At 36.6% G+C, this 25,419-nt stretch carries 23 protein-coding genes; 18 read left to right on the top strand and 5 right to left on the bottom strand.

Translation table 11 applies throughout. From position 1 onward, the window contains the following. Positions 1–15: 15 nt before the first annotated feature. The 12 genes from MKY76_RS22285 to MKY76_RS22230 all read left to right on the top strand — a co-directional run bounded on the left by MKY76_RS22285 (position 16) and on the right by MKY76_RS22230 (position 12,427). A complete protein-coding gene (locus MKY76_RS22285; protein ID WP_342557182.1) occupies positions 16–1,515 on the top strand; it encodes an altronate dehydratase family protein in 1,500 nt (499 codons plus the stop codon). Positions 1,516–1,527: 12 nt separating this feature from the next. Then, on the top strand, positions 1,528–2,793 hold the full coding sequence (locus MKY76_RS22280; RefSeq protein WP_342557181.1) for a hypothetical protein: 1,266 nt from the start codon (positions 1,528–1,530) through the stop codon (positions 2,791–2,793). Next, entirely contained in the window at positions 2,781–3,788 is a 1,008-nt protein-coding gene (locus MKY76_RS22275) for a zinc-binding alcohol dehydrogenase family protein (RefSeq protein ID WP_054549717.1), read from the top strand. Before MKY76_RS22280 ends, MKY76_RS22275 begins: the two co-directional genes overlap by 13 nt. 15 nt (positions 3,789–3,803) lie before the next feature. Next, on the top strand, positions 3,804–4,802 hold the full coding sequence (gene allD / locus MKY76_RS22270) for an ureidoglycolate dehydrogenase (protein WP_342557180.1): 999 nt from the start codon (positions 3,804–3,806) through the stop codon (positions 4,800–4,802). 74 nt (positions 4,803–4,876) lie between these two features. Next, positions 4,877–5,875, top strand: coding sequence for a LacI family DNA-binding transcriptional regulator (locus MKY76_RS22265; protein ID WP_054549715.1), 999 nt, complete (start codon positions 4,877–4,879; stop codon positions 5,873–5,875). A 142-nt stretch (positions 5,876–6,017) separates the two neighbouring features. Then, positions 6,018–7,229, top strand: a complete 1,212-nt coding sequence (locus tag MKY76_RS22260; protein ID WP_342557179.1) for an MFS transporter — start codon at positions 6,018–6,020, stop codon at positions 7,227–7,229. Between the two features lie 153 nt (positions 7,230–7,382). Then, the gene (locus tag MKY76_RS22255; protein ID WP_066037929.1) at positions 7,383–7,619 is read left to right on the top strand and encodes a small acid-soluble spore protein Tlp; all 237 of its coding nucleotides are present in this window, start codon (positions 7,383–7,385) and stop codon (positions 7,617–7,619) included. Positions 7,620–7,875: 256 nt separating this feature from the next. Next, complete coding sequence (locus tag MKY76_RS22250; protein WP_066037930.1) at positions 7,876–8,409, top strand: RNA polymerase sigma factor; 534 nt, start codon at positions 7,876–7,878, stop codon at positions 8,407–8,409. Continuing rightward, complete coding sequence (locus MKY76_RS22245) at positions 8,396–10,039, top strand: DUF4179 domain-containing protein (RefSeq protein ID WP_342557178.1); 1,644 nt, start codon at positions 8,396–8,398, stop codon at positions 10,037–10,039. The genes MKY76_RS22250 and MKY76_RS22245 overlap by 14 nt, the downstream gene beginning before the upstream one ends. A 147-nt stretch (positions 10,040–10,186) precedes the next feature. Continuing rightward, on the top strand, positions 10,187–10,468 hold the full coding sequence (locus MKY76_RS22240) for a transporter suffix domain-containing protein (RefSeq protein WP_048393970.1): 282 nt from the start codon (positions 10,187–10,189) through the stop codon (positions 10,466–10,468). Then, positions 10,458–10,889 (top strand): MarR family transcriptional regulator, encoded by a 432-nt coding sequence (locus MKY76_RS22235; RefSeq protein ID WP_342557177.1) that lies wholly within the window; start codon positions 10,458–10,460, stop codon positions 10,887–10,889. The genes MKY76_RS22240 and MKY76_RS22235 overlap by 11 nt, the downstream gene beginning before the upstream one ends. A gap of 257 nt (positions 10,890–11,146) precedes the next feature. Further along, on the top strand, positions 11,147–12,427 hold the full coding sequence (locus MKY76_RS22230) for a histidine--tRNA ligase (RefSeq protein ID WP_342557927.1): 1,281 nt from the start codon (positions 11,147–11,149) through the stop codon (positions 12,425–12,427). Positions 12,428–12,489: 62 nt separating this feature from the next. On the opposite strand, the gene MKY76_RS22225 is transcribed toward MKY76_RS22230, so the two are convergent. Beyond that, entirely contained in the window at positions 12,490–14,112 is a 1,623-nt protein-coding gene (locus MKY76_RS22225; RefSeq protein WP_342557176.1) for a hypothetical protein, read from the bottom strand. After that, on the bottom strand, positions 14,109–14,891 hold the full coding sequence (locus MKY76_RS22220; RefSeq protein ID WP_342557175.1) for an ABC transporter ATP-binding protein: 783 nt from the start codon (positions 14,889–14,891) through the stop codon (positions 14,109–14,111). Before MKY76_RS22220 ends, MKY76_RS22225 begins: the two co-directional genes overlap by 4 nt. 220 nt (positions 14,892–15,111) lie before the next feature. On the opposite strand from MKY76_RS22220, the gene MKY76_RS22215 reads away from it, so the two are divergent. Then, positions 15,112–15,261, top strand: coding sequence for a hypothetical protein (locus MKY76_RS22215; protein WP_156181906.1), 150 nt, complete (start codon positions 15,112–15,114; stop codon positions 15,259–15,261). Between the two features lie 49 nt (positions 15,262–15,310). Here MKY76_RS22215 and MKY76_RS22210 read toward each other — a convergent pair whose 3' ends face one another. Both MKY76_RS22210 and MKY76_RS22205 read right to left on the bottom strand, forming a co-directional pair. Further along, positions 15,311–16,522, bottom strand: a complete 1,212-nt coding sequence (locus MKY76_RS22210) for a Zn-dependent hydrolase (protein WP_342557174.1) — start codon at positions 16,520–16,522, stop codon at positions 15,311–15,313. A 4-nt stretch (positions 16,523–16,526) separates the two neighbouring features. Then, positions 16,527–17,222: an L-2-amino-thiazoline-4-carboxylic acid hydrolase gene (locus MKY76_RS22205; RefSeq protein WP_103118971.1), complete on the bottom strand. Its 696-nt coding sequence runs from the start codon at positions 17,220–17,222 to the stop codon at positions 16,527–16,529. Positions 17,223–17,359: 137 nt separating this feature from the next. Between MKY76_RS22205 and MKY76_RS22200 the strand changes: the two genes are divergently transcribed. The 4 genes from MKY76_RS22200 (at position 17,360) to MKY76_RS22185 (ending at position 22,319) form a co-directional block, all read left to right on the top strand. Continuing rightward, entirely contained in the window at positions 17,360–18,241 is an 882-nt protein-coding gene (locus MKY76_RS22200; RefSeq protein ID WP_342557173.1) for a LysR family transcriptional regulator, read from the top strand. An 86-nt stretch (positions 18,242–18,327) separates the two neighbouring features. Then, positions 18,328–19,782, top strand: coding sequence for a sodium/proline symporter (locus MKY76_RS22195; RefSeq protein ID WP_342557172.1), 1,455 nt, complete (start codon positions 18,328–18,330; stop codon positions 19,780–19,782). A 176-nt stretch (positions 19,783–19,958) separates the two neighbouring features. Further along, positions 19,959–21,398, top strand: a complete 1,440-nt coding sequence (locus tag MKY76_RS22190; protein WP_112116847.1) for a PLP-dependent aminotransferase family protein — start codon at positions 19,959–19,961, stop codon at positions 21,396–21,398. Positions 21,399–21,410: 12 nt separating this feature from the next. Next, a complete protein-coding gene (locus MKY76_RS22185) occupies positions 21,411–22,319 on the top strand; it encodes a D-alanine--D-alanine ligase (RefSeq protein WP_342557171.1) in 909 nt (302 codons plus the stop codon). Between the two features lie 263 nt (positions 22,320–22,582). Here the strand turns inward: MKY76_RS22185 and MKY76_RS22180 are convergent, their stop codons facing one another. Next, entirely contained in the window at positions 22,583–23,422 is an 840-nt protein-coding gene (locus MKY76_RS22180) for a YitT family protein (RefSeq protein ID WP_036079667.1), read from the bottom strand. A gap of 524 nt (positions 23,423–23,946) precedes the next feature. On the opposite strand from MKY76_RS22180, the gene MKY76_RS22175 reads away from it, so the two are divergent. After that, entirely contained in the window at positions 23,947–25,395 is a 1,449-nt protein-coding gene (locus tag MKY76_RS22175; RefSeq protein ID WP_313870725.1) for an Msr family ABC-F type ribosomal protection protein, read from the top strand. The last annotated feature ends 24 nt before the right edge of the window (positions 25,396–25,419 follow it).

Genomic DNA, 25,419 nt, shown 5'->3' with positions numbered 1-25,419 from the left:
AAAGGATGGATTCAAATGAACAATCAATCAGTTATTAAAATTCATCCGATGGACAATGTTGCCATAGCCTTGAGTGATCTTCCTCAAGGCTTTTTACTTCCATTGGATGGAAAGGAAATAACGTTACAGCAACAAGTACTACGTGGGCATAAGATCGCCATCAAGACTCTTTCTAAAGATGCACACATCACGAAATATGGTTTTCCAATTGGTCATGCGACAGAAGAAATCCTAGCAGGTAGCTGGGTTCACTCCCATAACATGAAAACCAATTTATCGGGTGAATTAAGCTATGAATTTAATCAAAAAAAACATCCCGTAGCCGAGTCTCGTCATGCACAGCGCATGTTCAAGGGGTATCGTAGAAAAGATGGTCAGGTTGGTGTTCGAAATGAAATTTGGATTATTAATACTGTTGGATGTATTAACAAAGTAGCTGAAAATCTGGCGAAGTTAGGCAACCAATTATTGAAGGCTGACAATTTTGATGGTGTACAGCATTTCGCTCATCCATATGGTTGCTCACAACTTGGTGATGATTTAACGTATACACAAAAAATCTTAGCTAATTTAATTCATCACCCTAATGCAGGGGCAGTCATTGTATTAGGGCTAGGATGTGAGAACAATTATATTGAGCTTTTTAAGAAAAAAATTGGTCATTATGATGAACAACGCGTTTCCTTTTTAAATGTTCAAGAATCAGCAGATGAAATGGAAGAGGGTCAACAACTGCTTGAAAAAGCCTTTGACTATGTGTCGACATTTGACAGACAAACATTACCTATTTCAGAACTGAAAATTGGTTTGAAATGTGGTGGTAGTGATGGTTTCTCTGGCATTACCGCTAATCCGATGATTGGTGTATTTTCTGACCAGTTGATCTCAGCTGGAGGTGCAACGGTGTTAACGGAAGTTCCAGAGATGTTTGGTGCTGAACAGATTTTAATGGAACGTGCAAAAGATGCCTCTGTTTTTGAGGATATTGTGCATTTAGTAAATGACTTTAAACAGTATTTTATGAAATATAATCAACCTGTCTATGAAAATCCCTCTCCAGGAAATAAAGCGGGTGGAATAACAACATTGGAAGAAAAATCACTTGGCTGTATACAAAAAGGGGGCTTTCAAGAGGTAAAAGAAGTGCTTGATTATGGCGAACGTATGACAACAAAGGGGCTACATTTACTAAACGGTCCAGGAAATGATCTTGTTTCAACAACAGCACTGGCCTCAACAGGCTGCCAAATCGTCCTTTTCTCAACTGGTAGGGGAACACCCTTTGGAGGACCTACACCAACAGTCAAAATTTCAACAAACACACCACTTTATGAACGAAAAAAAAATTGGATTGACTTTAACGCAGGGCAGTTAGTGGATGGGAAGCCGATGGATATATTAGTCGATGAATTTATGGATTATATAGTAGCGCTAGCTTCAGGTGAAGTGCAAACGAATAATGAGAAATATGGATTCAAAGAAATCGCCATTTTTAAAGATGGTGTGACGATGTAGGAGAGAAATGACATGAAACATCCTATTAAAATTATGCAAATAGGTGATGGGAATTTTATCAGAGGCTTTTTTGACCTAGCAGTTGAAAAACTACAAGTCCCTTGCAGTATTGTTTCTGTCGCAGCAACAGCAAGAGGAAAAACAGTTAAACTGCTAGAAGAACAACAGCTGCAATTCACTGTGATGGAACGTGGGCTAAAAAACGGTGAGGTCGTAGAAGAAGAAACCACTGTTAAGATTATTCAAGATACTATTCATCCATATGAGAACTGGCCTACATTTTTACAATATGCACAGTCTGAGACATTAGAAATGATTGTGTCTAATACAACAGAGGCAGGGATTTATTATGAAAATATTCCTTATCCTACGGCTTGTCCAACAAGCTATGCAGCAAAGTTAACCGTCTTTCTAGAACAATATTACAAACATTTTCAAGGTGAAAAACAAGTGGCAATTGTGCCTTTGGAATTAATAGAACAGAATGGCTCTACATTAAAAACAATTTGTCTACAGCATGCTAAAGACTGGAAGTTGCCTACAGCATTTAATGATTGGCTTGCTACGTTAACTTTTTGTAATACACTTGTAGACCGTATTGTAACAGGTTATCCACAGGATTATCAGGGGGAGGATGCCCTTTACACAGTTTGTGAACCGTATTTCTTATTTGTAATTGATCAAAAAGAGCCATTTAAACATTGGCCAACAAGTCATGATTTCCCTTTTGTCTTTGATGATTTAGACATGTATCGAAAACGCAAAGTTGCCATTTTAAATGGTAGTCATATTTTGCTTTCAGCATTCGGCAAGATTTTTAACTATAAAACTGTAAGAGAGGCATTTTCACATGCAGGTGTTCGAGCCTTTATTGAAAAAGTAACAAACGATTTTACCCAACGCTTCCAAGTGGATGAGCACTATCAGCAAGATGTCTTTGAACGTTTTTTAAACCCATTTATTGAGCATCAGCTATATGATATTCAATTAAATGAGTTATCCAAGTGGCAAACACGTATTGCCCCTTACGCTGAAACAGAAATATACTATCAAGCTTTAGCAATAGGGATATATGCAATGAATCCAACACGCTTTTCCGTGCGTGAATCTGATCAAATTATTGAAAAACTGACTGAAATCCATAACTATTTTGAACAAGGTCAGTCAGAGCCAATGCAACAATTTATCGAACAATATTTCCAGTGTGATGCAGTAGAGGTTATTCAGCAATTATCTACAATTACTAGTTTATTGGAGGCAATAGCATGCGACAATTAATCATTAATGAACCGTTTCAAATGGTGGAACGTGAAGTAGACAAGCCTAGTATTGAAGGAAGTCATGATGTTTTATTAAAAATCACGCATATTGGTGTATGTGGAACAGACACACATGCTTTTGCAGGTGAACAACCATTCTTTAGTTATCCACGAGTGTTAGGCCACGAACTAGCTGCTATTGTGGAAGAAGTCGGTGAAGCAGTTAAGGACATCCAAGTAGGAGATCGTGCAACAGTTATTCCATACATCCATTGTGGAGAGTGTGTTGCATGTCGTCGAGGTCAAACAAACTGCTGTAAATCTTTGAAAGTATTAGGTGTACATATGGATGGTGGTATGGGCGAATATATCGTAGTTGATGACAGTATTGTAATTACTGATAATGCTGTGTCAGGTGACCAATTAGCCATTGTGGAACCATTAGCTATTGGTGCCCATGCAGTACGTCGTTCGGAACTAACAGAAAATGATACGGTACTTGTTATCGGTGCAGGGCCAATTGGATTAGGAGCAGCACGTTTTGCTAAGTTACGCGGTGCAAAAACAGTATTAATGGATTTGAACGAAGAACGTTTAAAAGAAGGACAGGCATGGTCGGAAGCGGATGGTGTGATTGTTGGTAGCCATGACATAATGGCGCAGTTACATGAAAAATTTAATGGTGAACTTCCTACAGTTGTCTTTGATGCAACAGGCAATCAACAATCAATGGAATCCTCATTTCAATACGTAGAAAATAGTGGCACATTAGTGTTTATTGGTTTAATGAAGAAAACCATTACATTTAATGATCCTGAATTTCATTCAAAGGAATTAACATTGAAAAGCAGCCGTAATGCTACGTTAGAAGATTTTGAGACGGTTATGAACTACATGCAGTCAGGAGCTATAAAGAAAGGCTATGTCACGAAGCATATTGCATTCGATGAAGCTATTTCTTACTTTGAGGCAAAACAATACAACACAAATAAAGCACAAATCTATTTTAAATAATGGGGAGGATTTTCAATGAATATTTCTGTACCAGCATTAAAAAAAATAGTAGTTCAAAAATTCACAACTGAAGGTGTTGAAGCTGAAACAGCAGCGCAAGTAGCAGATGTTTTGATTTATGCCGATTTACGTGGTGTCAGTTCTCACGGTGTTATGCGCGTGGAGCATTATATAACACGTTTACAGGCAGGTGGAATAACGAAAAACCCTCATTTTTCAGTAGAAAAAAGAGGCACAAATCACCTTCTTTTTAAGGGTGATAATGGCTTTGGGCATGTCATTTGTAAGGAAGCTATGGATGAAACCATTAAAGTGGCTAAGGAACATGGCTCATGTACAACGATTATTCAAGAGAGTAGCCATTGTGGGGCACTCGGCTATTTTCTTGAACAAGCCACGAGTGAAAATTTAATTGCTATTATGTGCTCTCAAACGGACTCCGCAGTTGTTCCTTTTGGCGGAAAAGAGCCTTACTTTGGTACGAATCCAATTGCTTACGGTTTTCCAACCAACGATAAACCGATTATTTTGGACATGGCAACAAGCAATGTAGCGCTAGGGAAAATTCTATATGCACGTGAAAAAGGGGAGACAATTCCAAATACCTGGGGAGTTGATGCACAAGGAGCACCAACTACAGACCCACACCAAGTAAAATCTTTAACACCGTTTGCAGGGCCAAAAGGATATGGTATGGCACTTGTAGTAGATGTTCTTTCTGGAATTTTAGCAAGTGCAGCTTTTGGTCCACACATTTCAAAAATGTATGGTGATTACGAACAGAAACGTAATCTAGGACAATATTTATATGTATTAGATCCAAATATTTTTGGAGATGTAGATCAATTCAAAGCAAATATCTCGCAAATGATAAATGAATTACATGATGCGCCAACAGCACCAAATTTTGATCAGGTACTAGTGCCTGGTGAAATTGAACAGATACGTAGTGTGGAAACAATGGATAAGGGCATTGACTTACCTGAACAAGTATATAACTATTTGAATAGTTAATTTAACCAGTAAAGTATGCTATGCTACATAATACCAAGGAGAGTTTTCATATTATAGGTAGGAGATTGATTTTAGTGAAAAAAACAACAATTGCCGATGTTGCACAATATGCAAATGTTTCGAATAGTACAGTATCGCAATATTTGAATAAGCGATATGAATATATGAGTGCAGAGACTCGTAAAAAAATTGAAGAGGCTATTGAAGCATTGCAATATCGTCCGAATTTAATGGCTCGTAGCTTAAAACAGAAATCTACCTTTACAATTGGTATTATTGTGGCGAATATTATCCATGACTTTTCAACAAAAATAATAAATGCATTGGAAGCAGAGTTCGATAAAGAAGGCTTTCATATGATTGTGTGTAACTCAGCGGATAACCCTAAAAAAGAGAAAAAGCATATCGAAACTTTACTAGAAAAACAGGTGGATGGCTTAATCGTTTTTCCAACAGGAGAAAACAAAAATCTCTACATAAGACTTCATCAACAAGCAATGCCAATCGTTTTTATTGACCGTTTTATTGAGGGAGTAGATATTCCTGCTGTATTGCTTGATAATTTTTCTGCCATGGATACGGCAGTGGAGACATTTCGAAAGCAACCAATAGCCATTATCACTACTTCTTTAGCCTTACCGATTACTCCTCGTGTCGAACGTTTAGAAGGATTTCGTCAAGCGCTCAGAAATAGGAATCTGTTGATCGATGAGCGCTATATAAAAAATGGTGAGCCAGCTCAGATGACAGAGATTTTTAATCAATTATTTACATTGGAGCAACCACCAAGAGGAATCATTGCGGCAAATGATCGTATTTTCCAAGAATTAATGCTTTATATTAAAAAAAGAAACTTACATGTGCCTAATGATGTACAAGTAATTGCTGTGGATGATGTACCATATGCCAATTTTTTAACACCTTCCATTACAACATTGCAACAGCCCATTTTACCAATGGCACAGAAAGCGGCATCATTGCTCTTAGCAAAAATTAAAAAAGAGCATCTAGCTGATGACCAAAAACTATATCGCTTCAAACCGATATTAATCGATCGAGATTCAACTAACTAAAAAGGCAGCCCAAAGCTATGAATTTAGCTAAGGGTTGCTATTTTTAGTTGCACAGCTATTCATCGATAGATATGATTATCTAAAGGAATACTTTTATGTCAAAAAAGACCAATCATTCATTTTGGTGATAGAAAGGGGACTTATGAGCATTGCTAGGAAGTATTGGCTCATTCTATTTGGCTTTGGTTTCTCGTATTTAGGAAATTGGGTGAATCTAGTTGCGCTCAATTTATTAGTTTGGCATTTAACAGAATCGCCTACTGCTATGGCGAGTATATTTATTGTAGGACCGATTGCTCGAATTTTAACAAGCTTTTTTGCAGGCTCCATCATTGATCGATCGAATAAACAAAAATTAATGATTTATAGTGATATTATTCGTGGCATATTGATTTTATTGTTACCTTTTACGTCCTCTATTTGGCTCATCTATTGTGTTTTATTTTTATCTAATATAGCAAGTAGCTTTTTTGGGCCAAGTAGTACCTATTATATTTCAAAATATATACCAGATGAGGATAAACAATCCTTTAATGCAATATTAGGAATGTTTAGCTCAGGCTCATTTTTAATTGGACCAGCATTGGCTGGGTTTATCATTGCCATTTCCAATATTTCTATAGCGTTTTGGTTTAATGCTTTGACGTTCTTTATCTGTGCACTCTCAATTTTTAAGCTTCCCGCAGTAGAAGATCATCAGGACATGCACCGAAAACCCATTACTTGGAGGATGCTAAAAGAGGATTATGGTATTGTCTACGCCTATATAAAAAAGGAGCAAGTCTTTTCCAAAGTATTTCTTTATTTTCAAGGTGCATTGATGATTGCCTTTGCATTAGATTCACAGGAAGCTACATTTATTAAGCAAAACCTTCAAGCTTCAGATAGTCTATATGGTGTCATCGTTAGTATCGCTGGAATTGGGGCTATTATTGGTGGAGCAATGGCTGCTCGCTATGCTAAAAGATTTTCAACAAGACAATATATTGTCTATGGTCTGCTTTTGACCACACTTTGCTATACATTGTTTTACTCTTCACCGAATGTGACAATGGCGATTATTAGCTTTATAGCATTAGGAGTATGTATGTCATTTTGTAATGCGGGCTATAGCACCTTTTATCAAATAAGTGTACCGACATCAATTATGGGCCGTTTTGGTAGTGTTTCAACGATGGTCATTAATGTGCTACAGATTGTCTTTACGTTAGCCTTAGGGTTGCTAGCGGAATGGCTCTCCCTACAAATGGTCTGTATTGTCTTTGGAATTGTAGCTATTTTCCTCTCCCTAGTTTTATATGTATTTATGCATTCAAAATCTGCCTATGAAGGTTTGAAGGAAGAGATTGTCTAAAAATCCTGTCAGGTGGAAACTTAATTGCTTCTAATGAAGGTAGAATTATTGGATAGATAGCGCTTAAAGGATGTTATTTTAGTAAAAGTTAGCACTCATATAATGATAAAATCATTCCAAAATAACCTTATGTCATAATTTGAGGAGGTTAACATGGCTAATTCAAGACATCGAAAACCAGATGATCGCTCCAATAATGTTGAACGCATTCGTGATATTGTTAAAAATACTGAGGAGAAAGTGCAGGAAGCAGAAATTAGTATGGAATTTGCAGATCCTCTAGAAAGTAACAGGCTAAAGGAAAAAAATAAGCGACGTAAACAGTCAATTGAAGCTTTAAAAGATGAAATGAAAGATGAAATGACAGCACGAAAAAAAGGTGAAGTTTAAAATTAGTTTCTAGAAGAATCAAATGTGATTCGTGGTATTTCCTATATTCACCATTACCCGATAGGCAAAAACAGATGGATTAGATGTTCCATAATGGACCTCTATATTGCCATCTGTTTTTATTTTGCACATGTTAACCGATCTTTTTACATAAACACTAAATTAAAAAGTACGTATATGAATTTCTTAAAAAAATGAACCTTTTCTAGTAGTCATTTGTTTATAACGTAGAACCATCAGAAAGGAGTGCCTTGGATTGACAGAACGTGAATTATTCGATTCATACAACAAAGATGTTTACCGTACCTGTTATTACATGCTACGGAATGCCCAAGATGCGGAAGATCTCTGCCATGATGTATTTGTCACCGTCTTTCGTCAGGATTGGAGAAGTGTAGAGCATACACGTGCTTGGATTTTACGAATTGCGATGAATCAATGTTTAAATTTGCTTAAAAGAAAGCAGGCACAGTTAAAAAAAGTGAGTCAGGTACAGTTGCTACAGGAGCAAACTACGGCATCAGTTAAATCTGTAGACACCATTGTACTGGAGAAGGCAGCTGAGGAGGAGTGGGAGGCACTACTCAGACAGCTACCAGAAAAGTTAATGGCTGTTGTCACCCTCCGCTACATTGGTGAGCTATCATTAGTGGAAATTGCGGAAACCCTAAAGATTCCAGTGGGAACAGTGAAATCGAGACTCCATAAGGCATTGAAAATCATGCGCAAAAAACTAGAAAAAAATCAAAATTTATGGTTGAAGGGAGAGAATCAATTTGGAACGCATTGAAAAGAAATTGAAAAAAGAGATGAACGCAGACCATAACATGAAGTATCCTGACTTTGAACAAATGTGGAATGGTATCCAGCAGGATGAACTAAAAATGGTAAATGAACCGATCGAACTTCTACCTCGAAAAAGGAAGAGATTTGTTTTGGTCGCAGGATTAGCTGTTGCTCTAATGGCTACACCTGTCTATGCAGCACTGAACTATGATTGGTCAACTATTCTATCTTATAGAGCTGGTATTCAGTCTGCATTAGATCAGGGCTTAGGGCAGACAATTGAGAAATCTGTTACGAAGGATGGGTTTACGTTGACCGTACATACGGCGTTTATCGATGATAACAGAACCTTTCTTTTATATAGTTTGAAACCTGATGCCACTTGGGATGGAATGAATGTGAGTTTTGATCAAATCGGACTTCAAGATTCTAATGGTGATTTTATTCAAGGGAATTACTCACATCGCTGGAATGAAGATCTTGGTCTTTTCCAAGGGTATTTTGAGACAGATTGGGTGGCAGATAATCAGAAGTCAGACATTAAATTTTTAATGAAGAATATTCATTCTATTGGTGATAAAGAACTGCCTATTAATTACAACCCTAATGACTCTCATACGCAGAATTTCACCATTCAAAAGGATGGAATTGACAATGTAATTCTACAAACCTTTGAACAATCAGACGGGAAAGTAATGCTTCAATCAGCGGTTCAATTTACAGATTCTGAAATGAAGAACAAATGGGTACGAATTAAGGCGCTAGATGATAAAAATCAGACTATTAAAGAAGCGGAAACACCTGTTTTTGGAACTCCTGGTGCAACTGGTGAATACTTTAGTCAGCAAATTTTCACTTCAGACAGCTTACGAGCGAAGGATACAAAGTTCCAACTGACTTATGAACATACATTAGATATTGCAAAGGATAATTGGAATATAGAGATGAATTTATCCAAAGAACAATTAAACAAGGGATCATTTAAAAAAGTCGTCAATATTCCTTTAGAAAATGCATCTAATGGAATAGTAATTCATGAAATGAAAGTTACTCCAACACAGGTACGTTTAATACTGGCCCATAAGGAAAAATATGCACATATTCCTTACATGGACTATCAGCTGGATATTGGTGGCGTACTTTTGGATGGAGGTAGATGGGATATAGAAAACGAGCCTTATAAAACCGAACTTCGTTTTGAATTGACTGGAGTGGATGTGACCTCGTTAGCGAATCAATCTGTGGCATTGGTAGCTAAACATCGTGTTGATATAAAAGACGGTGACGAGCAACCGATTCATTTGACTGATATATCAGATACACCTCAAAGTAAGACATCTACGATTGGAGAGTATTCAATTACATGGACTTACTATAAGAAAGATAGCAATCTCTATGTGGAATCCTTTAGCACTGAACCTACATTTGGTGGTGTCTCTCAGACTTATTATCTAGATCATAAAGAGCGAAATTATGGAATGCCTATGATGACTCGCATACTTGGTGATGAAAATAATAAGCAGATGGATGAGTATAAGAATTTTAAAGATAAAGATCTTGATATTTATATTTGGAAATATACTACGAATTATCCAGATGCAGAGCTTCGTATACCACTTACATTTGGAAAATAACAGTATTAGCAGCCCCATCTATTTGATTCTCACTATTCAAATAGATGGGGATTTTTGTTATAAAGATTTAAAAGCTTTACATAAAAAGAAATGTATCATATAGTTTAGTTAACTTAAATAAATTAATTATTGTACAGGAGAAGATACATGACCTCTAACGAAAAAACACAAAAATCTTTTGCTTATAAGCTTGGACTAGGCATTATTATCTTTTCACTTTCTTTATGGTTAATCCCAATTATTACACCTTTCACACCGATACCTACAAAAGTAAAGGCAGGGATTATACCAGGAAGTATTATTATGGCTGAAATCTTATTTTGGCTTGGTGCTTTACTTGTTGGAAAAGAAGTAGCCAACAAATTTAAAAGCTATCTAAATCCTAAAAAATGGAGAGAAAAAGGTGACACTCAAAAAAATGAAGAATAACCAGGTAGCGGAGCAAATAAATCAAACCATTGAAGATATTTGGATCATGCTTGAGAAAATGGAAAGGGCTTATACTAATTTCTCCTTAAATAATCAGCAATATGTTCTTTTAACATTAGTGATGCGTCATCCATCCTGCTCGCCTTCAGAATTAGCAGATAAAATGGCTATTACAAAAAGTGCAGTGAGTCAGCAATTAACCAAGCTTGAACAGGATGGCTATATAATGAAAAGGCAGCATGAGGAGGATAAGCGTGCCTTTTCTGTCGAATTAGGTGAGAAGGGCCTATTATATAAACGGGAAGTCGAAGCCTTTAATCAACAGATTACAGAAAAGTACCATGCTCACTTAACAACTGAAGAGTTAGCTGAAATGTTAGCTACTCTAGAAAAAATGAAAAAAATACTGTGTGAATTTTAGAAAAAATTTGACATTCTATTGGGTGTGTCTTATAGTAACCCTTAATATAAAAGGGGGAATAAACATGGTCATTACTCTTGTCCAATCATTCACAACAAAACATCATCATCATCATCATCAATAGTCTTGCTATCCTTATTAACTTATTAATATTGAATAGGAAGACTATTTCTCATGTAATCGTATAAATAAAGCTGATTTGAAGCTTTATCGCTATACGGTTTTTTTATTGCTCAAAAAATGAGGAGGAGATTATGATGAAAAAAATGGACTATCAGAATGTTCGAGGAACACAAGATTATTTACCAGAGCAAGAGGCTACTCGTCGTGTGATACGACGTACGTTAGAAGATACATTTATAGCCTATGGCTGCAAGCCGTTAGAAACACCTATTCTTAACTATACAGAGTTGATGGCTTCTAAATATGCTGGTGGTGCTGAGATTTTAGAGGAGATGTATACATTAACAGATCGAGGTGAGCGAGATTTAGCGTTACGCTATGATTTAACAATTCCATTTGCAAAAGTTGTAGCGATGAATCCAGCGATTGCTATGCCATTTAAACGATATGAGATTGGCAAAGTGTTTCGAGATGGCCCCATCAAGGCTGGTCGTTTTCGGGAATTTACACAATGTGATGTAGATATTGTAGGGGTAGAATCACAGGCTGCTGAGGCGGAGCTAATGATGATGGCGATAGATGCCTTTGATCAGCTTGAACTTAAAATTAATCTCCAATATAATAATCGCAAGCTTTTAGTTGGTTTACTGCAATTATTTGAGGTTGAACAGGAACAAATGAATCGAGTTATTTTAACATTAGATAAGATTGAAAAAATAGACGAGAAAACAATGCTCGCAGAATTGAAGGCATTGGGGTTATCAGATAATAGTATTCATAAAATAAAGCACTTTTTAGATGAACGTCCTCAAAAAAGTATGGCGTATTTTGAAGGATTCGCGACCGAGAATGTCTTTTTACAACAAGGTTTACAGGAATTAATGGAACTAACTTCTTATTTAGAGGCACTTGAAATAAGTGACCAATGTATTTTCAATCCATTTTTAGCGAGGGGACTTGAAATTTACACAGGAACAATTTATGAAATTTTTTTAGCAGATGGAACAATTCGCTCAAGTATTGGTAGTGGGGGACGCTATGACAATGCTATTGGTGGCCTTTTAGAGACAAATCAAACCTATGCTACTGTTGGTATTTCATTTGGTTTAGATGTCATCTATACAGCATTGGAGCTTTCGGGAAAAATAGAGCAAAACGCTCCTAGCGTGGATATTTATATTATTCCTCTGGGAACAGAAAAAGAGGCACTAAAGCTAGCAACTGCATTACGGCGAGAAAAATATAAGATAGAAGTTGAGCTAAGTGGGAAAAAAGTGAAAAAGGCGATGGAAAAAGCCAATCGTGAAAACACACCAAAGGTTATTGTATTAGGAGATAACGAGGTCAATCAAAATATGTATAAAATAAAAGATATGAAAAGCGGTGAGGAAGAAATCGTTGCATTTATCTTTTAAACACCATAGCATGGAAAAAACGGCTGATCCCACTCTAATATAGGATTTGAGCCGTTTTTTGGTTATTTTTTCGATTTAAAAACCAGTTTCCATATCAAGATGTTGATGAAGAAAAGCACAATGAAATATATAGTAGAGCCGTATGTTATCTGACTAGCTATTATATAGTGCAGCCCTACAAGTAAACCTAAAGGGAGCAATAACAAAAGAATCTTCCAGCCTTGCGCATCATTAACTTCATCATAGGGTTTGGTAAAGGGTAATTTGTTTGTCATCATGACGAAACAAAGGATGGTATATAACCAGCTTGTTACCAAAACAGCTAGTAAATCAGGGATAATTCGAATACCATAAATATAGCTAAAGACTATACTTAGTACTAAAAATAACGGAGTATACAATTTAATTAAAAATGCCTTTAAGCTACCTTTTTGTAAATCTGTATAATCTTTAAGCGGTAGCGTTTTATAAATCCATGCAGCCTTATATTTAGCAGAGTGACCAAGCATAAGGACAGCGGATGGTATAATCATCATACTAAAATAGATATTTAAATAGCTCATACTACTAGCATAATCGACTTCTTCCCCTCTGCTAAAAGTAAACATGAAAATAAAGGGAATAATAAATGAAAAGCCTAAAGATGGGTAGACCTTTAGCTTAAACTCTCGCTCTTGCTTCATCATCAGAGCTGCGAAGCGATAGAAAGCTCGTTCCTCGTGTGTTCTACACACAATGGTTAATAAAAACGACTTTATTCGATTGTTCTTTTCCTTTTTAGACTTACTTGTACTTAGCAGTTTTTGGAGATTGCGTTCAAAGGTTGGTATGAGTTTAATATAGATCCAAATCGAAATAATAGGTACAATCACTGCTAAGATGGTATAAATGACTGTCAATAAAGATGTGTCACCATGCAGTATGAGTTCATAAGGGGCAGCGAACCACATCGGTATTAAGAAGAGGTTCCACCAATGAAACGATACTACCATATCTAAATTGACGAATTCAAAGGATCGAATAAGAACTTGGTAGCCAATCATCAGCATTAGAGATAAAGCGATTTGTACATAATTAATCATATCCTTCAGCTTTTCACCATCGAAGAAGCGTAAAATGGCAATATATAAAATGGCTGTGATGGCAACTATAAATAAATTCATTAATAGAATCTCAAGACCTGTTAAAATAAAAAACACAATACCTTGAGTAAAAAGGCTGACTATTAGAGGGATGGCTGTTAGGGCCAATGTTAAATAGGATAAATAAATAAAAATATGCATAAATTTTGCTGCATTAATGGTTTTAGCTGAAATAGGCTTAGTTGAAAGTATGCTTTTATCTCGTACATCTAAAAGCACAGAAGAAAAGTCAGAAATCAATGAAGTCATAATCAAAAAGATGATCATTGCAAAGGCGATACTCATCTGAAATAGAAAATTTTGACCAAATCCCATAAGCGGGATGAGTATAAGCCCGAATAACATATAAATCCATAGCGACTTAATGTAGCCATACTTTTGATTGTCTTTCTTTTTGTTTTGATTAAATAGGGTAGGTACTTTCCGTTCATCCATTGTTAATTTTATATGGAGGATTTTTCTCATCATGTCATAATCAATGCCCATTTTTATAAAAAGCCATCGGAACTTATCAAGCAATCGTAGCGTTTTGAAATCTGTCATAATTGTCCCCCACGAACGACGGACACAAATTTTTCTCCGATTTCCTGATGTTCATGAAATCCTGTTAACTGGTTAAAGATTTTTTCTAATGTTCCTTCAGTATTATCTGCTTGTAATTGGGCAAATGTTCCGTCCGCTGCAATTTTTCCATCATACAGCAAAATGATGCGGCTACTGATTTTTTCAACGACATCCATAATGTGTGATGAGTAAAATATAGTCTTTCCATTCGCAGCTAGTTGCGTTAAGATTTCTTTAAAAATCATGACACTATTTGCGTCTAGGCCATTGATTGGTTCATCTAAAAATAGCAGGTCTGGATTATGTATAAGGCTTGCAATAATTAGTAGTTTTTGACGCATGCCTTTAGAATAGGAAGAAATTCTAGAATGGTACGCTTCACCAACTCCAAACAGTTCCATTAGTGATTTGGATTTGTCAGCCGCCTCCTCTAGCTCTAATCCATATAGCTGGCCGATGAAGGTTAAATACTCATAGCCTGTTAAGTTATCATAAACATCAGCGATTTCAGGGACGTAACCAATTCGCCGTTTATAATCAATTTGGTCTTGTCCTATGCTTTTCCCAAAGAGCTTAATTTCGCCACCAAAATCACCTTCTAGCCCTAGAATAAGTTTTACAGTTGTACTTTTACCCGCGCCATTGGGGCCGATATAACCGATGATTTCACCTCTAGCTGCGTGAAGGTCAATCCCTTTCAAAATTTCCTTGTTTCCATAACTCTTCGTTAAATTCGTAATTGTTAAAATCTCTTCCATTTTATAGCCCCTTTCAATTATTTTGGAAAATTAACCATAATTACACTATATCATATTAAAAGAGATAATATTACTTATGCTAAAATGAAACCAGTTCAATCAAAAATAGAGAGATCTTCTTATATAAAGGGAAATTTAAAAACGAAATAGATTTATTATTTTAAGGTAAATACGCTTTATTTATAGTTGGCTTATTTCAAAAAAGTGAGGTGAATGACACATGAAAAAAATTGAAGTGGTATTGTCTGACTATAAACCAAATTGGGCTATCTTTTTCAATATGATTCGCCCAACATATACTCTGAAAAAAGAGCCTTTTATTCAAAAGGTGATTACTCAAGCTAAAAATGAAGGTTATGGAAAAAATTAAAAAAGCCATTCTAAAAAAATTAGAGAATGGCTTTCTTCTATATAGTAGTCTATTTAGCAAGTTCAACAACTGTATCATAAAAAATATTAGTTGCTAGAATAATATCCTCATCTGAACTGTATTCTAAGGGATTGTGACTAATACCATCCTTTGAACGGACGAATAGCATCCCAATCGGGGCAATTTCAGCTATATTCATTGCATCATGCCCAGCACCACTTATGAGAGAATAAGGACGTATACCTTGCTTTTCAATACTTGTAGTAAGTTGCTGTTGTAGTAAGGCATCGGTTTTTGCAGGCTTAATGCGCTGTAATACTTTAGAAGCCAATGAGACATGTCTTCGTTCAGCAATTTGTTGAAGCTGTTGCATAATTTGTTGCTCTAATGCACTTACTTTATTTTCGTCAATATCACGAAGATCAATCGAGAACGTAACTTTACCTGGTATAACGTTTGTCCCATTTGGGGAGACCGTTAGCTTACCAACCGTTGCAACGGAATCTGTTGTATTGGTTAATAGTTGCTCAATGGCTAAAATCATTTCACTTGCTGCAGTTAGAGCATCCTGACGAATCGGCATAGGTGTTGCACCAGCATGTTCACTGACACCCGTTACGGTTACCTCTAACCATAATGGGGCTGCAATACCTGTGACAACACCGACTGGTAGGTCTTCATTTTCTAACACTTTTCCTTGCTCGATATGCATTTCTAAATAAGCTTTTATGTCATTACGATGCACTTGTGTTAAAGGATAAGGTGATAAATGGAAATCTTTCATGGCTTCTTCGATGGAAATGCCAGCTTCATCTGTATGCTGTAATTGCTCCTCTGTTAAAAGACCAGCCATTGCACTACTGCCAAGGAGCCCAAAGCCAAATCTTGTTCCTTCCTCATCCTTAAAAGCGACAACTTGAATTTTTTTAGAGGGTATCAACTGTTGCTCATGCATAGTATGTACCACTTCAATAGCTGCTAGCACCCCTAATGCTCCATCATATTTGCCACCCTCTGGTACTGTATCGATGTGAGAACCTAGCATAATGGTTTCATTTCCTTCACCATATGTACCAATAAGGTTTCCAACTGCATCGATTGTGACATTCATACCTGCTTGTTCCATATAAGTTGTAACTAACTCAATTGCCTGCTTTTCTTCTGGTGTGAACGAGAAGCGGTTAATGCCACCTGTCTTTTCATTACGACCAATTTGACTTAAGTCTTGAAGATGCTGTACGAGCCTAACTCCGTTAATCATGACATCACTCTTTCATTTGGAATTGGAAGTGGCACTGTCCTTCACGTAAAACAAATTGATCATGTACCACCTCTAGGCTTTTATTGTACCCTTTAGCAATAGAGGGGTCGATGACTTTACAATACAAAATTCCATATTTACCCATATCGTCATCTGCCCATTGTTGACCTAATGGGCAGTGAGTAAACGTTTGTTCAACCTCATTTTCCTTATAAACTGTATCGATTTCAAACAAATCACTGCGACCCATATCATAGTTAGTTAAATAATGCTCCACGGAATTTTCTAGACCGTTTGTGCGAGCACGTTGAGCAATACCTTGGCCTCGCTTATGACCAAAACGTTCTACTGCACGCATAATCACTTGTTCACCAGCTTCTCCATATTCATCTACAACTGGCTTGGCAATCTGTGCAAACATTTTAGAAAATCGAGCAAACGGTGTTAAATCAGCAAATTTCTCTTCACCTACAACGATTTGGGGTAAGTATTCAAAGAAAGTATGATTTTCCCCTTCTGCTGTTGCTTTTTTCGCCATGGCTTCAGCATCCTTTAAACCAAACGCCTCTAAGCCTTTTTGTACTAATCTCCGACCATGCTCTCCATACTGCTCTGTAATGGAGAGATGTAATTCTGTAAACATTTTTGCGGTAATTATGTCCATAGATAAAGCCTTCATCATTAATTTTTCCTCTGCCATTTTATGAGCCCCCTCATTAACAAATCATATTGATTTACTTGGATTTTATTTTTATTATAGAGGTGGCTAGTAATTTAAATCAAATGAATATTTACACAATCAACTATGAAAAAAAATCATAAAAGGAGCAGAATAGCATGGCTACATTAGCACAATATATTGCTTTCCATACACTTATCGATACAGGAAATTTTACAGAAACAGGCTTAAAGCTCAATCTCACACAGTCTTCAATCAGTCATACGATTAGTAATTTAGAGGCAGAATTAGGGCTTTCTCTAATTATTCGAAACCGCAATAGTATTGCTTTAACGAGTGAGGGGAAAATTGTTTACGAACACATCTCAAAAATATTGCAGCAACAACAGCAGCTTGAAACCTCTGTAGCAAATTTAAAAAATCTTATTGGGGGGACGTTATCGGTTGGTATTCTACCAAGTGTTTCTCTGGTCTTATTACCAAAGGTTTTAGCGTATTTCGAACAGCATCATCCAGACCTACAAATACGTTTGATGGAGGGAGATTATGATCAAATCGAAGAATGGCTTCATAATGGCGTTGTCGATATCGGTTTTTTAGTGCAACCAAATTCTAAACATCTTGTATTCGATGCGATTTTTAATGATGAGCTTGTTTGCATTATGGCACAGGAGCATCCATTGGCGAAGGAAGAGAGGCTCTCTCTAGAGCAATTGCAGGATGAACGCTGGATTATGCCTAAACGTACGATTGATCGAGATGTATCAAGGATCTTAGCTAAACATAAAATCCATCCCAATGTAGTCTATGAATTATCAGTTGACCAAGTCATTTTGACAATGGTCAATGAAAATTTAGGCATTTCTGTTGTGCCGAACTCGCTTTTACTACATGCACCAAGTAACCTGATTAGAAAAAAATTTTATCAAGCATATATTAGACAGGTTGGAATTGCACACAAACACAGTATTCATCTTTCTCCAGGAGCTTTAAGGTTTGTAGAAATATCGAAATACTTTGCCTCCTTTTTACAAAATTAGTTATTGACAATTAAAAAAACCCGAACTATTATCTGATAAAACCAATTGGGATTGTTTAGATTAATCAGATGGAGGACTTTGGGTATATGCATACAATTGTTTATGTTGAAATATTTATCTATTTACTCGCTATGCTAGGAGTGGGGATATACTTCAGTAAAAAAGATTTATCACATAATGATTACTTTCTAGGGGGAAATAAACTACCGGGCTGGGCGTTAGCCTTTTCTGAACGTGCAACGGGTGAATCCGCCTATATGTTTTTAGGGGCAATTGGCTTTATATATGTGGCTGGGCTGTCAGGCATTTGGATTTTATCTGGCATGCTTTTAGGCGTTGTTGCATCATGGCTATTTTTATCAAAGCGCTTTATGACAGAGCAACAAAAATATAAGGTGAATAGCCTAACAGATTATATTGCTGTTAAATTTCCAAAGCACGCAGATATAATTCGTTGGTTAGCTTCTGCAGTAATGGTGTTATTCTTTGTTTGCTATTTAGCAGCTAAATTTTCCGGGATGGGTAAAACGATTTATTCATTCTCAGGACTCAACATCACTTGGGGAACAATTATTATTGGAGCAATAATAATTGCCTATTCATGTATGGGAGGATTTATGTCCGTTGTTTGGACAGATACAATCCAAAGTTTTTTAATGCTGATCTCGTTTGTTATTGTTCCGATTGCAGCTTATATGGAAATTCAACATCAAGGTTTAAGCATTTCAACAGAGCTAGCTCAAATGGGCAATGGTGCGGATAGTTGGGTTGGAGGCTTAAATGGACTTGCCTTAGGGGCGATGCTATTTACAAATCTATCCTGGTTCTTTGGCTGGCTTGGGGGGCAACCTCAATTGAGCTCTCGCTTTATGGCTATTACGACTGAAAAAGAGCGAATTACTGGCCGTAATATGGCGATTATTTGGACATTAATTGTCTATGTGGGTGCCTTTTTATCTGCGATTTTCGCGTCCACTTTGTATAAGCAAGGTTCTATTGAAGATCCTGAAATGATATTGCCGCATATGGTATTTGAAATTTTACCACCTTGGGTTGCAGGAATTATTGTGGCTGGTATTTTAGCAGCTATTATGTCAACGGCTTCGTCTCAATTGTTAGTCATCACAACATCGATAAGTGAGGATATAATTCATAAAACATTACGTTGGAATATTTCTAGCAAAAAATTAGTTCACCTTTCGCGTCTCGTGGCTGTTATTAGTGGGATTGTGGGTATTATCATTTCACTCAAATCAGGTTCTGTAATTTATACCTTAGTATCCTTTGCATGGGCAGGGATTGGCAATACATTTTCGGTTGTGATCCTTTTAATCTTTTTCTGGAAACGTGTTTCAGGCATTGGGGTTATTGCTACAATTATTGTCGGTTTTATTAGTGCGATTGTATGGTCCCTGTCACCTATGGAGGCTGTAGTGTCAGCCAAGGCAGCGACATTCTTTATTTGCTTAATTGTTGGAGTTGTGGTGTCTTTAGTATGTCCTGATAAAAAGGAAAACGGTCTGGATGATATTTTAAAATAATAATAAAACTCCTTTTTTGCTGATATATTTCTCAAAAGAGGAGTTTTCTTTTTATGCTTATGACCATATTGAAATATGATAGAAAGAAGAGCAACCACTCTAACAGGAAATTACATAATGTGTGGACCTTTTTGGTTATCAGGGTTTATGCAAAAATGAAGCAAGGGGGTTAGGAAGTGTTTAGTGATTTTAAGCTTATGGATGAACGACCAGTTTATGTACAATTGAAGGATTATGTTCAAGACATGATTGTCAAGGGGCATCTGTTGGAACATCAAAAGCTTCCATCTACCCGTGAACTTAGTAAGTTATTAGCGGTCAGTAGAAACACGGTGCTGAACGCATATGCCGAATTAGAGCTAGATGGCATCATCTATGCAGTGAAAGGAAAAGGGCATTTTATCGGAAAGGTTACTACATTGGAAACTTCTTCTATTGAAATAGATTGGAAACAAAGGCTGAATGAAACAACTTTATTAGCTGATGAAATTGATTTAATACGACAAGATATACACTGGAAAAAAGGCATGATTTCATTTACTAGTATAGCTCCAGAAGAAAAGCTTTTTGATGTTGAAAATTTCAAAAGGGCATTTCTCACAAGGATGTCCATTGAAGGAGATATTGTCTTAAACTATGGCTATGCCAAGGGCTATAAGCCCTTAATTGACCACCTTCTTAGCTATATGGAGATGAAAGGTGTGGACATTTCTAATAAAGATATTTTAATTACAAATGGTTTTACAGAAGGTCTAGATATTTTATTGTCCTCTTTAGCTAAAAAATCAGGGCGTGTACTATGTGAAAATCCTACACATCATGCAGCATTGAAGCTTTTCCGTTTGCATGGGTTAGACGTACATGGCATCGATATGCAAGATGACGGGATTGACATGGAACAGGTGGAAAAAACATTAGCAGATAAGGACTTTGATTTTGCCTATCTTATCCCGTCCTATCATAATCCAACAGGAATTGTCACTTCCTCCGAGAAAAGGAGTGCTATTTTTCAGCTTTTTTCCAAATATCAAATACCCATTATAGAAGATGGTTTTAATGAGGAATTAAGGTATTCAAGCTCGCATTTGGCACCACTAATCGCTTTTAGCGGTATAGGTAATAACATTGTCTATATTGGTAGCTTTTCTAAAATTCTTTTCCCTGGCTTACGTGTTGGCTGGATTTTAGCAGATAGGGAGTTAATTGATAGCTTGGAAAGTATGAAAAGAGCTCGAACAATTCATACATCAACACTGGATCAGGCAGTATTATATCAATATTTACAGGATGGTTACTTTGAAAAATATTTAAAGAAAGCAAGATTTGTTTACAAGAAAAAATATGAGCTTGCCCGTCAAGCTTGTATGCAATACATTCCCTATAGCAGGATAACAGGGGATGGGGGGCTTCACCTTTTTATAGAACTAAAAGAGGACGTAGATGCACGATTGTTGCTTGAGAAATGCTATGACAAGGGCGTGGTATTTTATCCAGGTGATGTATTTTATACAAATGGAAGAGGTAGTAATACATTTCGTTTAGGTTTTTCTCGTTTAGCAGATGACGATATTGTTCGAGGTATTCAAATTATTGGTGATACATTGAAAACGTTATGAGGAGTTGAAAAAATGAAGGTTGGCGTAATTATGGGTGGTACTTCCTCTGAAAAGCAGGTTTCCATCATGACAGGTAAGGAAATGGTCACTCAATTAGATAAGCAAAAATACGAAGTTGTGGCAATCACATTAGATAACAACAAAGAGGTAATTGACAAGGTAGGTGATATTGATGTGGCTTTATTAGCACTTCACGGTAAGTTCGGGGAAGATGGTACGATTCAGGGGGTACTAGAAACGTTGGGTATTCCTTATACAGGAAGCGGTCTTCTAGCAAGTAGTTTGTGCATGGATAAAAATATGGCAAAAAAAATCCTTCGATATGAAGGTGTCGCAACTCCAGATTGGGTGCATCTCCTAAAGGAAGAGGAGTTGCCCTTGCAGGATATAGAGCTTATGGGTTATCCACTTGTAGTTAAACCAAATGCTGGCGGCTCTAGTGTGGGTGTTCAAATTGTCCATGATCGGAGTGCCTTATTGGCTGCGGTTGCAGAAGTATTTAAGTGGGATAACGAAATCATTATTGAGCAGTATTTGATTGGTGACGAAATTACATGCCCAATACTCAATGAACAGCTATTGCCAGTCCTGTCAATCAAACATACAGCAGTATTTTTTGACTACCAGGCAAAATATGACGATGCTTCTACCGTGGAGGAGCCTGTGGAACTACCACTTGCAATTCATGACCGAGTGGCAAAGGCTGCGATGATCAGTTACAAGGCTTTAAGATGCAGTGTCTATGCAAGAGTAGATATGTTAATGAAGGATGGCGTTCCTTATGTGTTGGAGGTTAATACGTTGCCTGGCATGACGCAAAATAGCCTACTACCAAAAAGTGCCCTTGCTGCGGGGATCAGCTATTCAGCACTATTAGACAGCATTATCCAAAGCTCTTTACAGATTGATAGAAATAGGTAAATCGAAAAACAAAACCACCAATAGAATTTTTGTGAAAGGAGAAAATGAACATCCGTTCCAAGCTACTTCTAATTGGTTATTCGATCTTTACTGTTAGGATGAAAGATAAGGAAAAGACACTTTTGCACATGGTGATTTGAGTGACGCTGGCGGAACGGAAATCAACCCTTCGCTTTGCCAAAAGTTCTTTTTCTGCTAGTGAAATCTTTTTCAACAACATAAAACACCTTTTGTTGTTACCTACAAAAGGTGTTTTGATTGTTTTATGATTTTGCTAATTCAATAAAGCCTTCTCCGAAAACGTCCCTTACATCATGGATGGCAATAAAGGCGTCCTTGTCGACTTCTTTGACAATTTTTTTGAGCTTTACAACTTCTTGCTTACTAATAACAATATACAGGATTTCCTTTTGTTCCTTTGTATAATAACCATGACCTGATAGCACAGTTACCCCACGATTCATATAAGCAGTTACCTGTCCAGCAATGTCTTCAGGTTTTTTAGAGATAATGGTAACTGCCTTTTTAGGGTTAACCCCTTCAATAACAAACTCCATTACCTTTGTACCAACATACAGCATAACAATTGTTAGCATTAATGCCTCCGCACCAATGATAAAATAAGATGAAAAAGCAACAATTAAATCGAAGAATAAAAGTCCATAGCTAATACTCCATCCAAGATATTTGTTAGTGATTCTCGCTAAAATTGTAGAACCTGCTGTTGTACCACCAACTCTTATAATTAAGCCAATACCGACTCCTGCAAATACGCCACCAAAAATTGTATTGACGATAATCTCATCTGAAGAAATAGACCACGTTTCTGTTAAATGTAAAAATAAAGAGTGGAATGAGACCGCAATGATTGTATAAATTGTTGTTTGTCTATTTAAAAATTTATAACCAACGATAAGTAAAGCTGCGTTCATAACAAAGCTGACAATACTTGGCGACCATCCGAACAGATAATAAGCAATAATCGTTAAGCCTGTTACGCCACCTTCACCTAAATCATTAGGAATAACAAATAAGTTAACTGCTAGGGCAAAAAGCAGTGATCCAAGCATAATCATTAAAATATCGATAACATATTTCTTCATTCACATAACACCACCAAATCAAATTTTATTTTTCTTAAATTCCATACTATATCAGGTTTTCAGCAAATGATATACTTTTTGGAATGTTCATTTGTGATATATCGACAGTAATTAGTGTGTCTTTAGAGAGAACTTTGGAAACTTGACATATTATAGCCAGAATTTATAATAGTCGTAACAATGCTAGGAGGGTTATTAAAAAATGACACATGCTATGAGACTACGTTTCCCAATGTTGAACCAGTAACTGAATAGGGCCAAACGCTGTTTTGTGACACCAGAGTAAATGGGATAGTCTGTCCTTTTTTAATCATCTTCATAATCATGAGAAAAAAGAGACGCTTGTCTTATAATAAATCTCTTTTACTTTACATCACAGGCAAATTTGTCTGTGTTTTTTTATTGAATGTAGGGAGGAAAGTGAAATGTATAGTCTATTATTCTTTTAATACGAGCTTTGATTAAAAGCTCGTATCGATACCATCGCTATCGGTACGGAATGATCAATTTCGGGAGGTAGCAAAATGGAAAAGGTTTGCTTTGAGTTAGAAAATGTAGTCGTTACTTATTTAGATAAAGAACTATTAAATATTGAAAAATTAGCTGTGCATCAATTTGACCGAATAGGAATCGTTGGTAAAAATGGTGCAGGTAAAAGTACGTTGATGAAGTTACTTGCTGGCAAGATACAACCAGTAAGTGGGAAATTGAAAAGGCATGTTCATTTCGGATACTTTGAACAGATGGAGGCACCAACGTTAATAGAGGCAGATCCACAGTTATTAGGGAAATTAGCAGTACCTACGTATTCTGAAGGATTAAGTGGTGGAGAGCAAACAAGATTAAAGCTAGCACAATTATTTACTTCTTATGAGGAAGCTTTGCTTATTGATGAGCCGACAACACATTTGGATCAACTCGGCATCTCATTTTTATTAGATGAATTACGTTATTATTATGGGGCCCTCATACTCATCAGCCATGATCGTGCTGTACTAGATGAGCTGGTTACAACGATATGGGAGGTAGATGGTGGTAAGGTAACGATCTACTCAGGGAATTACAGCGAGTATGCCATGCAAAAGCAATTAGAGCAAGATCAACAAAATCAGGCTCATGAACAATACTTGAAAGAAAAGAGCAGACTTGAAAAAGCTGTAGATGAAAAAATGAAAAAAGCTGAAAAAATTGCTCAGGCAGGCAATATGTCTAAAAGAGAGGCTAACGCTAAACCTAATCGTATGTTTATGACAAAGTCCAAAGGCACAAGTCAAAAAGCCGTACAGCGTGCAGCAAAAGCTATCGAACATCGGATAGGGAAGCTTCATAAAGCAGAAGCGGTGCAGGAAGAAAGAAAAATTGTTTTTCGACAATCAAAAGCCTTGGCATTGCATAATAAGTATCCCATTATGGCAGATCGATTCACTTTACATGCTCAAGATAAGGTACTATTACACGAGGTCAGCTTCCAAATCCCGTTAGGTAAAAAAATTGCGCTTAAGGGTAACAATGGTAGTGGTAAAAGTACATTACTAAAACATATAGCCAATAATGGTGAGGGAATAACTATTTCTCCAAAGGCTAAAATAGGTTATTTTCATCAGATGAGCTACCAATTTGCTGGTGAGGAAACAGTGCTACAATTTTTAAAGAATCGCTCTGAATATGATGAAAGTTTATTACGAAGCGTACTTCATTCCATGCAGTTTGCTGGCACTGATTTACAAAAGAAAATTACCACACTTAGTGGTGGTGAGGCCATACGCCTTCAGCTTTGTCAGCTATTTTTAGGAAATTATAATATTTTGCTGTTGGATGAACCAACTAATTTCTTAGATATTCAAGCACTAGAAGCCCTTGAACAATTTATAGCTGCTTATGAGGGAACAATAATCTTTGTCACACATGATAAAAATTTTATCGACAATGTAGCAGATATTCAGTTTACTGTTCATAATAAAAAAATACTTTAAGTGAAAAGGTGCGATTCCATTAGG

This window comes from Lysinibacillus sp. FSL P4-0201, from assembly GCF_038593425.1.
In the GTDB taxonomy this organism is placed as follows: domain Bacteria; phylum Bacillota; class Bacilli; order Bacillales_A; family Planococcaceae; genus Lysinibacillus; species Lysinibacillus capsici.
The sequence above is the reverse complement of the archived record's forward strand: the minus strand, read 5'-3'. Positions and strand labels throughout refer to the sequence as shown.